This window comes from Paraburkholderia bannensis (assembly GCF_014200455.1).
GTDB lineage: Bacteria > Pseudomonadota > Gammaproteobacteria > Burkholderiales > Burkholderiaceae > Paraburkholderia > Paraburkholderia bannensis_A.
Window position 1 is genome coordinate 270,951 of the sequence record NZ_JACHBW010000011.1, and the last position, 12,257, is coordinate 283,207.

At 63.1% G+C, this 12,257-nt stretch carries 14 protein-coding genes; 7 read left to right on the forward strand and 7 right to left on the reverse strand.

The window, feature by feature from the left end; translation table 11 throughout:
- The first annotated feature begins 252 nt into the window (after positions 1–252).
- Both F4827_RS20065 and F4827_RS20070 read left to right on the forward strand, forming a co-directional pair.
- On the forward strand, positions 253–909 hold the full coding sequence (locus tag F4827_RS20065; protein WP_183726356.1) for a helix-turn-helix domain-containing protein: 657 nt from the start codon (positions 253–255) through the stop codon (positions 907–909).
- A gap of 103 nt (positions 910–1,012) precedes the next feature.
- Positions 1,013–1,828, forward strand: a complete 816-nt coding sequence (locus F4827_RS20070) for an alpha/beta fold hydrolase (protein WP_183726293.1) — start codon at positions 1,013–1,015, stop codon at positions 1,826–1,828.
- A gap of 13 nt (positions 1,829–1,841) precedes the next feature.
- On the opposite strand, the gene F4827_RS20075 is transcribed toward F4827_RS20070, so the two are convergent.
- Both F4827_RS20075 and F4827_RS20080 read right to left on the reverse strand, forming a co-directional pair.
- On the reverse strand, positions 1,842–2,396 hold the full coding sequence (locus F4827_RS20075; protein WP_183726295.1) for a YbaK/EbsC family protein: 555 nt from the start codon (positions 2,394–2,396) through the stop codon (positions 1,842–1,844).
- Positions 2,397–2,632: 236 nt separating this feature from the next.
- A complete protein-coding gene (locus F4827_RS20080) occupies positions 2,633–2,893 on the reverse strand; it encodes a hypothetical protein (RefSeq protein ID WP_260175317.1) in 261 nt (86 codons plus the stop codon).
- 385 nt (positions 2,894–3,278) lie between these two features.
- On the opposite strand from F4827_RS20080, the gene F4827_RS20085 reads away from it, so the two are divergent.
- Positions 3,279–3,773 carry a GNAT family N-acetyltransferase gene (locus tag F4827_RS20085; protein ID WP_260184615.1) on the forward strand — a complete coding sequence of 165 codons (495 nt, stop codon included), beginning with the start codon at positions 3,279–3,281 and terminating at the stop codon, positions 3,771–3,773.
- 26 nt (positions 3,774–3,799) lie between these two features.
- Here the strand turns inward: F4827_RS20085 and trpS are convergent, their stop codons facing one another.
- Together trpS and F4827_RS20095 are read right to left on the reverse strand one after the other, a co-directional pair.
- Positions 3,800–4,810 carry a tryptophan--tRNA ligase gene (gene trpS / locus F4827_RS20090; protein WP_183726299.1) on the reverse strand — a complete coding sequence of 337 codons (1,011 nt, stop codon included), beginning with the start codon at positions 4,808–4,810 and terminating at the stop codon, positions 3,800–3,802.
- A gap of 234 nt (positions 4,811–5,044) precedes the next feature.
- On the reverse strand, positions 5,045–6,259 hold the full coding sequence (locus F4827_RS20095) for an NAD(P)/FAD-dependent oxidoreductase (RefSeq protein WP_183726302.1): 1,215 nt from the start codon (positions 6,257–6,259) through the stop codon (positions 5,045–5,047).
- 176 nt (positions 6,260–6,435) lie between these two features.
- Here F4827_RS20095 and F4827_RS20100 point away from each other — a divergent pair, with 176 nt between their 5' ends.
- Positions 6,436–7,380, forward strand: a complete 945-nt coding sequence (locus tag F4827_RS20100) for a LysR family transcriptional regulator (protein WP_183726304.1) — start codon at positions 6,436–6,438, stop codon at positions 7,378–7,380.
- 67 nt (positions 7,381–7,447) lie between these two features.
- Here F4827_RS20100 and F4827_RS20105 read toward each other — a convergent pair whose 3' ends face one another.
- Positions 7,448–8,611 carry a porin gene (locus F4827_RS20105; protein WP_183726306.1) on the reverse strand — a complete coding sequence of 388 codons (1,164 nt, stop codon included), beginning with the start codon at positions 8,609–8,611 and terminating at the stop codon, positions 7,448–7,450.
- Between F4827_RS20105 and F4827_RS34955 the strand changes: the two genes are divergently transcribed.
- From F4827_RS34955 to F4827_RS20115, 3 genes are all read left to right on the forward strand, one after another.
- Positions 8,610–8,813, forward strand: a complete 204-nt coding sequence (locus F4827_RS34955; RefSeq protein ID WP_221303735.1) for a hypothetical protein — start codon at positions 8,610–8,612, stop codon at positions 8,811–8,813. The genes F4827_RS20105 and F4827_RS34955 overlap by 2 nt on opposite strands.
- A gap of 293 nt (positions 8,814–9,106) precedes the next feature.
- A complete protein-coding gene (locus F4827_RS20110) occupies positions 9,107–9,958 on the forward strand; it encodes a cytochrome c (protein ID WP_183726308.1) in 852 nt (283 codons plus the stop codon).
- Between the two features lie 200 nt (positions 9,959–10,158).
- The gene (locus tag F4827_RS20115; RefSeq protein WP_260175318.1) at positions 10,159–10,743 is read left to right on the forward strand and encodes a lipocalin family protein; all 585 of its coding nucleotides are present in this window, start codon (positions 10,159–10,161) and stop codon (positions 10,741–10,743) included.
- A gap of 204 nt (positions 10,744–10,947) precedes the next feature.
- Here the strand turns inward: F4827_RS20115 and F4827_RS20120 are convergent, their stop codons facing one another.
- Together F4827_RS20120 and F4827_RS20125 are read right to left on the reverse strand one after the other, a co-directional pair.
- Entirely contained in the window at positions 10,948–11,961 is a 1,014-nt protein-coding gene (locus tag F4827_RS20120) for a peptide ABC transporter ATP-binding protein (protein ID WP_184123827.1), read from the reverse strand.
- Positions 11,958–12,257: oligopeptide/dipeptide ABC transporter ATP-binding protein (locus F4827_RS20125; protein WP_409258821.1), on the reverse strand; the 300-nt coding region annotated here is incomplete at its 5' end. The genes F4827_RS20125 and F4827_RS20120, both read right to left, overlap by 4 nt.

Below are 12,257 nucleotides of genomic sequence, written 5' to 3' on the forward strand. Positions count from 1 at the left end.
TGCAAGGCGGCGCTAGCACGCTCGCGCAAAGCGCCGTCTGACAAGGCTCCAATAAGTTCGTCGCGCAGCCGCGTCATTTTGACGCCTATTTAACCTTACTCTGTAAGGGGACAATAATCCGGAACCGACCAGAGGAGTGTTTCGATGCTGTCCCCTACCGCGGTATCCCCAGTCGCAGTCCGACACGCCAACCCGGCCAGCCTCGCGAGCGCGCCGGTCCGCCAGACGGCGGCACGCTGCTCCGCCTGCGCCATGCGCCATCTGTGCATGCCGCAAGGACTCACGTCCGACGAAATACCCAAGCTCGAAGCCCTCATCTGCAGCGTGCGCAAGGTGCGCCGCGGCGAAGCGCTCTACCGTGCGGGCGATCATTTCGACAACCTCTATGCCGTGCGCTCCGGTTCGCTCAAGACGCTCATCGTCCATCGCGACGGCCGCGAGCAGATCACCGGGCTGCAGCTGGCGGGCGAGGCGCTCGGCCTCGACGGCATCGCCAATGACACGCACGCGTTCAGCGCGATCGCACTGGAAGACAGCTCGATCTGCACCCTGCCCTACGCCGCGCTCAAGAACCTGTGCCGCGAAACCGTCACGATGCAGGACCGCCTGCACCGCCTGATGGGCGACCAGTTCAACCGCGAAGCCTCGCAGATGATGGTGCTGGGTTCGCTGTCCGCCGAAGAACGCGTGGCCAACTTCCTGCTCGACGTATCGGAGCGCAACTGGCAGCGCGGTTATTCGCACGCCGAATTCCATCTGCGCATGTCGCGTGAGGATATGGGCAGCTATCTGGGCATCACGCTCGAAACCGTGAGCCGCATTCTGTCGCGCTTCCAGAAGCGCAATCTGATCGACGCGCAGGGCAAGCTGATCCGCATCGTCGATATCGAAGGACTGCGCGCGCTATAAGTCCTGCGCGAATCCTGCGCGGGTCCTGCGCGCGAGGCCGAAGGCTGCGGCTGGCTCACGCGGCTATAGTGGTGCTTTCGCCCTTGCCCTGGCTCCACGCGCCATGCCCTGTCAATCCTTGCCGTGCGCTGCCCCGCCGAATTTCGCCGATATCGATGGCAGACGTCTTGCCTGGTGGTCGTCGGGCAGCGGCACGCCGACTGTCGTGCTGGAAACGGGTCTGGGCGCCGAAAGCACCGAATGGCAGCCGGTGCAGAGCGCCATCGAAAACCGGTTTCGCGTGTTCCGCCATGACCGCGCGGGACGTGGCGCCAGCGATCGCATCGATGGGCCACGCGACGCCAACGCGATGATCGACGATCTTGCGAAGCTGCTTCACGCCGCACACATGCCCGCCCCCTGGCTGCTGGTGGGCCATTCGTATGGTGGTCTGCTGATGCGGCTGTTCGCCCAGCGCTTTCGCGCGCAGACCTGCGGCCTGGTGCTGGTCGAGGCCATGCACGAAGATCAGTTCGAGGTATTTGGCCCGGCGTTCGTCGAGCCCACGCCCGATGATTCCACCGCGCTCACCGCCATGCGCGCGCTCTGGCGCGACGGCTGGCGCGATGCGCGCACGACGCCCGAGGGCATCGACTTCCCCAAGAGCTTCGACGCGGTGCGTGCGATCGGCACGCTGGGCGATCTGCCGCTCGCGGTGATCGTGGCCGACTCGTTCGCGCATTCGCCGTTCTTCGACGAGCAGCGGCGCGCGGGCTTGCAGCATCAATGGGAAGCGATGCAGGCGAGCTTTCTGGGCTTGTCGTCGCGCGCCGAACTCATCCGCGTGCCGCACAGCGAACACTTCGTGCAGCGCGACGCGCCGCAAGCCATCGTCGATGCGATCGACAGCGTGGCGCGACGCGCGCAGCGAAGCGTCTGATTGCCCGGGATGCTCAGGCGGCCTCGCCGCCAGCGTCTTCGTCGAAAACGAGCGGCGCGATATCGACATTGGGCAGTTGCTCCAGCAGCGCGGGCGCGAGCAGCAACTTGGTGGCCCGCACACCCGCGCCCATGACGACGCGCTCGCGCGCCATCACCGCGGCATCGACCAGCACGATCCAGTCGGACGGCACACCGAACGCCGTGATGCCGCCAAACTCCATGCCCGTGAGTTCGACCGCCTGCTCGCGCTTCGCGAACGACAGGCGTTGCGCACCCAGCCGCGCCTTGACCGCGCCGTTGACGTCGAGGCGGCGCGAGCCGAGCGTCACCACCGCCGCGTGATGCTCCGCGCCATCGCGCTTGTAGCGCAGCACCAGCGTGTTAGCGCAGTCTTCGAGGCCGAAGCCATAGCGCTCGCTGAATTGCGCGGTATCGGATGCGTCGTCGGCCACCGTGAAGACCGTGACGCCTTGCGCGGGCAAACGCGCCATGACGTTGTGCGGAACGTGGTGCTCGCGTTGCGCGTCGGGAACGATGTCGAGGCGGGGGTGATGCGGGGCGTCCATGAAGGCGGGTCTCCGTTGAGTTCAGGGTCGTGCAGGGCATTTTATCGGTTGCCGCCGCGTCGACGCTCATACGCACCGCTGCCTGTAATGACGTACGATTCGGCGCTGCGCATTGCACCTCATTTCCCGCTTCCTCCCTCCACGCGTCATTCCCGGTACCTTCGGACACCATGACCATCGATCCCGGATTCTCCGAGCGCCTCTTCTCCTTTGGCACCTTGCAGCTCGAACAGCGCCTAAAGATCCAGCGTCGGGTCCTGGTCGAGCCGCGGATGCCAGATCGCCGACACGCTGAAGGCCGGCGTCGTCAGCGGCAGTTCGAACGACTGCAATCCGATTGAAGCCGCATGATCCGGTACGAACCGATTGCGCAGACAAGAATGCGGCACGACGGCGAGCAGATCCGAGTGACGCGCGATCTGCATCGCACCCGTGTTGGACGGCACCACCATCAGGACCTTGAGGCGCAGGCCCAGCGGCTGTAGCGCCGCGTCCATCGAGTCCTCCGTCTTTATCCGCTGTCCCGTTTGATGAAGCATGGCGCTGATGCCATTGCGCAGCGTTCCAGCGCCGTCAGCCCGACCGTGCTGACGGAATCTATCGGACGGTTTGCTCCGTACTTTCCAGGCTCCGAGACCGTACCGGCGGCGCGGGTGGCGATGGCCTTTCGAAAAAGCGTGCAAGGCGTGCATAGCGCCCGCGTGTATCGCGTAGCCTATTGAAAGACACTGCCCATCTGCGAACGATGGCGATTCGAGGCCCGGCGTTGCAGCAAGATTCTCCCAGCCTGGTTTATGCTTCAAGCGCAACGCCTTAATCCACTCATTCTCGCCGCCAGATATGCCTGCTTCCGGATCCCTCATTGAAACAGAACGTCTTGTCATGCGCCCGCCTGTGCTGAGCGACTTTGCCCAGCTCTACGGCATGTGGTCCGATGCGGAGGTCGTGCGCCATGTGACGGGCTCCGCGCTCACGCGGGAAGACGTGTGGTCGCGGCTACTTCGCAGTGTGGGCCATTGGGCGGCGATGGGCTTCGGTCATTGGATCGTCTCGAAGAAATGCAATGGCGATTTTGTAGGCGAAGTTGGCTTCGTCAGGTTGATGCGCGGGCTTGGCGAGGACTTTGACGCTGCTCCCGAAACAGGCTGGATGCTGGCCCGACAGGCACAACGATCAGGCTACGCGACAGAAGCGCTCGCGGCCGCGCTGCGCTGGTCGGCTGAGCGCTGGCCTGCCAGCGAAACGGTTTGTATCATCTCCCCCGACAACGCCGCCTCCATCAGACTGGCGACAAAGTTTTCTTATCAGGCGGATCGCAACGTCACTTACAAGAACAAAGAGGTGACCGTGTTTCGACGTCCGCACGTTCGGGCCTGATTGCTACCGAGCTGGTGGCGTGCCGGTTAGAAATAACTCAAACCCAGCGCGCCCTTCACTTCAGAGAGTGTCTTCCCAGCCACTTCCCGCGCGCGCTCCGTACCGCTGCGCAAGATCGCGAGCACCTCTGCCGGCTCTTTCTCCAGTTCGCCCCGACGCGCACGAATCGGCTCGATGAGCGCCTGAAGTCGCTCGTTGAGCACCCGCTTGACGACACTGTCGCCCAGACCTCCGCGCCGATAGTGCGCTTTGAGTTCGTCCACTTTCTGCACATCGGGCTCGAATGCGTCGAGGAAAGCGAAGACGACGTTGCCCTCCACCCGTCCCGGATCGCTGACTCGCAGGTGGAGCGGGTCCGTATACATGTTGTTCACGGCTTTCGTGATTTCGTCGGGAGTCGCGGCCAAAGTAATCGCGTTGCCGAGCGATTTACTCATTTTGGCTTTGCCGTCGATGCCGGGCAATCGGGTAACCTGCGACAGCACGGCCACGCATTCGACCAGCACCGATCGATCGACGGTGTGATTGAAACGGCGCACCAGTTCGTTGGTCTGCTCGATCATCGGCAACTGGTCGTCGCCCACCGGCACATGCGTTGCCTTGAACGCCGTGATATCCGCCGCCTGGCTGACCGGATAAGTCAGGAATCCTGCAGGAATATCGCGTTCAAACCCGCGCAACCGGATTTCCTCCTTGATGGTGGGATTGCGTTCGAGCCGGGCAACCGTGACGAGGTTGAGCAGATACTGCGAGAGTTCCGCCAGTTCCGGCACCTGCGACTGAATCAGAATGGTGGACTTCGCCGGGTCGATGCCAACGGCCAGATAATCGAGCGCCACTTCAATAACGTTCGCCGTGACTTTCTGATGCCGCCCGACGTTGTCGGTCAATGCCTGAGTATCCGCCAGCAGCAGAAACTGGTTGGCTTCATGCTGCAATTGAACCCGGGCGCGCAATGAGCCGATGTAGTGGCCAAGATGCAGTGGGCCGGTCGTGCGATCGCCGGTCAGGATGGTGTGACGGTTTGCGTGAGTCATGCACTGGAGCCTCAAAATTTCGATGCCACCAGTCTTGAGCGCGCAGAAACAAAAATGCCGCCAGGACTGGCGGCATCACGTTTGCGATTTGCGTGAGAGAACGCATGAGAAAACGGGCCGCCGGATTCAGGCGCGCCACCAACCATGTAAATTCAGCGAGTTCGGTTTCGTATTCATGCGGACGAGTATAGCGCAGCGAGACGGGTCGCGTCGTGCCCCTCAAGCCCTAAGCATTCAAAGCCAGGTGCCGCCCTGGCGCTCGTCCGGCTCGTCCTTGAGCGCGTCGAAGTCATGAATCCAGTCCAGGTGGTGCAGCATGCTTTCTCGCGCCCCCAGACGGCGATTGCGCTCCTGCGCAGCCGCGCCGTCCGGCAGATGCAGCATGTCCGCGGTGGTAATCGACGCAAACTGGACCTTGCGCGTGCGGCCGCGACGCAAACGCTCGTAAGCCTCTTGCGCCTCGCGCCAGTTGCGCGGTCCCGCCTTCGCGAGTTGATCGGCCAGCACTACGGCATCCTCGATCGACTGGTTGGCGCCCTGCCCGTGATGCGGCACTAGCGCGTGCGCGGCATCGCCGATCAGCGTCACGCGGCCACGGCTCCAGCGCCCAAGTGGCGGCCGGTGGAACAGGCCCCAGCGCTGGCTGATCGGCACCGCCGTGATCATCTCCACGACTGCCGGATGCCAGTCCTTGAAGAGGCGCAACTGTTCGCCCTCGCTTGCGGGGAGCACCCAGTCGCGCGACGGCCACGGCGAGGGATGCCGCTCGACCAGCAAAAAATTCTGCTCGCCTTGATCGCCAATCGGATAGTGCAGCAGATGGCCGCCCGGTCCCACCCAGAACTGGATGGTTTCCGGATCGGGCAAAAGCGGCATGCGAGCGGCCGGCACCACGCCGCGAAAACCCGAACAGCCCGAATACAGCGCATCATCGTAGCCAAGCATCCAGCGTCGCGTGATCGACCGCGCGCCGTCCGCGCCGATCACCAGATCGGCATCGACGCGCTGGCCGTTATCGAACGTCAGACTCACGCGGTCCGGATGCTGCGCGAGATCCGTCAGTCGATGGCCGAGCTTGATATGTTCGAGTCCGACTGCGGTGGAGAGGACCGCCTGCAGATCGGCGCGATGAACGCCCCAGTACGAGCCGCCGAACTGCTCGCGATAGCTGGGCGTACCGCGATGATGTCCGATGACTTCGCCGCTGCGGCCATCACGATAGATCAGGCCCGGCACTTCGGCACAGACGTTTTCGAACGCGGCGCGCAGGCCCATACGTTCGTAGAAACGCGTCGCATTGGCGGACAGTGCGACCGCCGCGCCCACTTCGCGCAGCGCGTCGGTCTGCTCATATAGCTGCGCGTCGATACCGTGCTCGCGCAAGGCAAGCGCAAGCGTCAGACCGCCAATTCCTGCGCCGACGATCGCAATCTTCATATCCATCTGCATGATGAATTGTCTCCTTGTACTGGATGTATGGGCACGGACCTGCTGGAACGCAAACCGTGTCCGTATTTTCAGCACTGGACTTTCATTGCTCAATAAGATGAAATGAATCGTCTTCATCACTCAAATGAATGAGCGCGCGTGGCGCAAAGGGGCCGCGTGGAACAGAGAAAACCGCGATGGAACTGAGCGAGATCGACCTCAATCTGCTACTGCTGTTCCAGCGGCTGATGCAGGAGCGGCGCGTGGCGAGCGTCGCCGAGCAGATGAACATGAGCCAGCCAGGCGTGAGCAACGCGCTGGCCAAACTGCGGCGTCGGCTGGGCGATCCGCTGTTCGTGCGCGCGCCGGGCGGCGTGGTGCCAACGCCCTATGCATTGCGTCTGTCCGAACCGGTTTCACAGGCGCTCGCCACGCTGCACGCCGCGCTCAATCCCATGACCGGTTTCGATCCGCTGCGCGCATCGCGAACCATCACGATCGGCATGACCGATATCGGCGAAGTGGTGTTCCTGCCTGCGCTGGTCGAGCGGCTGTCGCGCGAAGCGCCCGGCGTCGCGCTCAACACGGTGCGCAACACCCGCGTGAATCTGGGCAACGAGATGGCCGATGGCCGCGTCGATCTGGCAATCGGTTTGCTGCCGCAACTCAAGGGTGGCTTCTATCAGCGCCGCCTGTTCGATCAACGTTATGTCTGCCTGTACCGGCAAGGCCATCCGCTGGACGACGCGCCCATGACGCTCGCCGGCTGGCGCGAGGCGGAGCATCTGGTGGTGGTGTCGGCCGGCACCGGACACGGCCAGGTGGACGAATGGCTGAAGCGGCGCGGCGTGCGGCGGCGGGTACGGCTAACGGTGCCGCACTTCATGAGCGTGGGCTACATTCTGCAGCGCACCGATCTGATCGCCACCGTGCCGGAACGGCTTGCGCTGCAACTGGCGCCGCTGTTTTCGTTGAGCATGTGCGCGCTGCCTGTCGCCTTGCCCTCCGCACCGATTCATCTGCTCTGGCACGAACGGGTTCAGCAGGACGAAGGCAATCGCTGGCTGCGCGGCGTCGTGATCGATCTGTTCGCCGATACCGCAAGCCATGTGCGCAAGTCAGCAAGCGCGAAAAAGAAATAAACGCGCGAACCGGCGTCAAACCGGATCGCGCCAATCAACGGCTTTCAAGCTACATTAAAGCGCGGCTTTAAAACTGGTGATACATGCCGATGCGCACCATCGTCTGATGGTTGTTCGACGAAGCCGACGCCACCGAATAGTCGAAGATATCCGCGTTCGATGCCGCGCCGGCCGCTTTCTGCCAGACGCCCATCGCATAGATCGACGTGCGCTTCGACAAGGCATAAGCCGTCGTCAGCCCCACCTGATGATAGATCGGCACCTGCTGGCTATAGCCGATGTTGCCGTGCGTATAAACGTATTGCGCGCCCACGTACCACGCCGAAGTCAGGTTATAGCGGCCCCACGCTTCGTAGTTGGTGAAGGTCACCGTGCCGTGCGTACCGTTCGCATCGTTGAACCGGGTATTGGTGTAATCGAGACCCAGCGTGGCCGAACCCAGCGAGTAATTGATCGCAGCACCAAACACCTGTTCATTGGCCGGATTGCCCACGTAGCTGAACGGTCCGCTCGCGCCAATCGCCGAGCCCGTGGTGTTGCCGATGAAATCGCCGTCGCTGAGCAATACGGCCGGGTCTTTCGCGTACAGATACGCGCCCGCGATATTGAAGCCGCCAAAGGCGTAGTTCGCGCCAAGGCTCCACAGTCCCGTTGTGCCGCGGCCCGCTGCATTCGTATTGGTGAAGGAATACAGGCCGCCAAACGTCAGCCCGCCAATCTTCGGGCTGGCGTATTTGATCGCGTTATCGACGCGAAACGAATTGTCGGTGTTGTCGATATCGCCGGCGTGCACCAGCGGGCCGCCCAGTTGGCCAGGCGCGGTAAGCGGTTGCAGGTAATCGACGACCGAATCGTATTGGCGGCCGAGTGTGAGCGTGCCAAAGCGCGTATCCGATAGTCCCACATAGGCCTGACGCCCAAACAGGCGACCACCCTGACGGCTCTGGCCGTTTTCCGTGCTGAAGCCGGACTCAAGCTTGAATATCGCACTCAGTCCGCCGCCAAGATCCTCCGTGCCCTTCAAACCCCAGCGGCTGCCATAGACGCCGTCATAGGTGCCGTCGCGCATGCGCCACAGCGCATGACCGCCGCTGTTGTTGACGTAATCGATCCCTTCGTCGATCACGCCGTAGAGCGTCACCGACGATTGCGCGTGTGCATTCAGTGAAACCAGCGCGCTGCTCGCCAGCAAGCACGCGAGATGCGCCTTCCCGATAGAACGATGCTTCATGCTTTCCCCTCTCCTCGTCAAATTCGCTACTGTCCGCTTCGGCTTTCCGTCATTGCTTTCATTTTTATTCGGCATCCTGATTGTTTTGCCCACCTCGATATCCGCGGGAGCACGTGAGCGATCAGCGTGCGAAGTCTGGCGCTCAGACGGCCGGACCTATCGGCTGACTATCGATGAGATTGCGTTGGCAAACCTGCCGTAAATAATATGGTATGCCATAGTATAGACGCGAAAAAATTGAAAATATTATGGAATACCATAATCTTATTTGACTTCATCGGAGCGTAGAGCCCGCGCGCAGCTAACGTCAGATTGATTGACCCCCATTTACATGAGATAACGGAATAGGATGGTTCAGTACACTCAATGAACCATCTTCGACATGCGCGCGGGAATCGCCGACAATCCGAACCAGCGATCCGGGCGCTGGCAATTTCACCGCGAAGCGCGACTGCGAACGATCGAGGGTGAGGGTTCTGATACGACGGAGCGGAAATGTTCAGACGGATTTGGCTGGCAATGATCATGGTGCTGCTGCAATGCCTGAGCGCCCCCTACGTGCACGCGCAGGCAAGCGCGTCGCCCACGCTGGATCTCCGGATTGGCAGCACGGTCCAGTCCTTCAGCCAGCGCGCGCTGCTCGCCCGCGCGGACATCGCGACGATACGCGTCGATAAGGACATTGCTTACGGCACAGCGATGACCTTCCGGGGCGTGCCGCTGGCCGATCTTCTCGGCAACGCGGCACTGCCCGCCGATCAGGTGCTCGAAGCGCGCGCGACCGACGGCTTCGCCGCACAGCTGCCGATGGATCTCGTACGCAATCGCGATACGGCAACCGCCGTTGCCTGGCTCGCCATTGAGGACCCCGAGCACCGCTGGCCGAATCTGCCGGGCAAGTCCGTCAGTGCGGGCCCCTTCTATCTGGTCTGGGTCGGCCGGCAAGCGGCCTCGGTGCGCAGCGAACAGTGGCCGTACCAGATCGCGCAACTCGCCACGCAAGCCTCGCCTGCCGCGCGCTGGCCGGCGCTGGCCGTCGATCCGCGCTTGCCGGCGACGGACCCGATCCGCACCGGGCAGAGTCTGTTCATCACGCAATGCCTCGCCTGTCATCGGCTCAATCACGCGGGCAACGCCAGCATCGGGCCGGATCTCAACCTGCCGATGAATCCCGTCGAGTATTTTCAGGCCGCCGCCTTGCGCCGCTACATCCGCAATCCGGCCTCGGTGCGTGACTGGCCCGGGCGCACCATGCCCGCGTTTACTCCGGAGCAACTGAGCGATCGCGAGATCGGACTCGTCATCGACTACCTCGCGTACATGGCGCGACACAAGGCTCAGCAGTAAGCCACGCTGACGCCTTGCTGCGAATTCGCGCCTGTTCGCCTGCTGGTGCATCCGTTATGCCCTGAGATCCGTATTAGCGGGTTGACGTCGTCAACCGGAGCGTTCTCAGGATGCATCCCATCGTCTTTATCGCCGCATACGCAATTGACATGGCGCGGGCGCGAGTTGTGCGGCTGCGCGCTGCATACGCCCCGGTCTTCATGACAGCGCTGCTCGCCGCATCGGCTTCCTTATTCAATGGGGGATGCACGAACAGTCCGCCGAATCCGAATCCGCGCGCCGACGTGCCGCTGCAATCCGTGCCGGTGGATCTGCCTCGCTATATGGGCCGCTGGTATGTGATCGCCAATATCCCTTACGTGGCCGAGCGAGGCTTCGTGGCGAGCCGGGCCGAATGGACGCTGCGCGACGACGGCCGTATCGACGACGTCTTTATCGGGCTTAAAGGCGGTTTCGATGGACCTGAGCGGCGCTACCAGTTCCTCGACACGGTCAAGCCCGGCAGCGGCGGCGGCGAGTGGAGCGTCAGGCTCTTCTGGCCGATCCATGTGACGCAACTGACCCTGTATGTGGACCCCGATTATCGCTACACGATCCTGGGATATCCGGGCAAGACGCTCGGCTGGGTCTTTGCGCGTGAGCCGCAGATTAGTGAGGAAACCTATCGATCGCTGCTGGCCCGTCTCGACGCGATGGGCTACGACACCTCGCGCTTCCGGCGCGTGCCCCAGTTGCCGGATCAGGCAGGACAGCCCGGCTTTGCGCGGCCGGACGGTAGCGACTAACGGGTCGGGATAGTCAGGGGTATTGAACAGCAGGATCAAATGCGATGGTACAAACGGGGGCGAGCCGCGATGTGGGTCGCGTCGGGCGCTCCTGCACTGAAATCCAGCCCCGCGAATAAGGCGGGACTGGATTCCGCCGCCATCACAGGGCGGCCCCACTACGCTGCGCTGCCGGCACACGCAGCGTCGAGGACCCACGCATCCCTATTCCCCCACCTCCTCAGCACGATGGCAGGATACCTGACGCCCATCCACTTCGCGAAGTTGCGGCACTTCCTGGCGGCAGCGCTCGATCGCATACGGGCAGCGCTGATGGAACGTGCAACCTGAAGGCGGATTCAGCGGCGAGGGCAACTCCCCTTCGAGCTTGATCTTCGCGCGCCGGTCCTGCTCGAAGATCGCGGGCGTGGCCGACAGCAGCGAGCGCGTGTACGGGTGGCGCGGCCGCCCGATCACCGTGGCCTTGTCGCCCAGTTCCGCCACACCGCCCAGATACATCACCATCACGTCGTCGGCGATATGCTCGACCACGGCCAGGTTGTGCGAGATGAACACATAACTCGTGCGGAACTGCTCCTGCAGGTCCATGAACAGATTCAGGATCTGCGCCTGGATCGACACGTCGAGCGCCGACACCGGCTCGTCCGCCACCACGATCTGCGGGTCGAGGATCATCGCGCGCGCAATCGCCACGCGCTGGCGCTGCCCGCCCGAGAACATATGCGGATAGCGCTTCGCATGCTCGGGCCTCAAGCCCACGATGCGCATCATGTGCGCGATGCGGTCCGCGCGCTCGCTCGCCGTGAGCCGGGTGTTGATCGCCAGCGGCTCGCCCAGCGTCTGCTCCACCGTCTTGCGCGGATTGAGCGAGGCGAACGGGTTCTGGAACACCATCTGCACGCGGCGGCGCAGCGCTGCGATCTGCTCGCGGCCCGCGCTCGCCACGTCTTCGCCGTCGATGGTGAGCGAGCCCGAGGTGGGCGGCTCGATCATCGTCAGCTGACGCGCGAGCGTGGACTTGCCGCAGCCCGATTCGCCCACCACCGCGAGCGTGCGCCCGCGCGTGAGCGAGAACGACACGCCGTTGAGCGCCTTCACGGTGCCCGTGCCGAACATGCCGCGTTTGACCGTGTAATGCTTCTTCAGATCGTGCGCGACCAGGACTTTTTCGTCGTCGTGACGGTCTTCGCGAGTCGCGGATTGCTGGACTGCGTTCATCGCGCGCCTCCATTCAGGGTTTCAGTCGCCACGTTCAGCGGCTGGATACAGCGCACCAGTGCACAGCCGCTCGCATCCGCCACGGCGTCGAGCGTCGGGCGCTGCTTGTTGCACGCGTCCACCACGTATTTGCAGCGCGGCGCGAACAGACACCCGGTCGGCCGGTCGTCGCGGCCCGGCACCATGCCCGGCAGTGCAGCGAGGCGCGCGGCGCCCGTGTTGTGCTCGGGAATCGCCGCAAGCAGCGCCTGGGTGTACGGATGATGCGGGCGCGAGAAGATATCGGGCACGCGGTT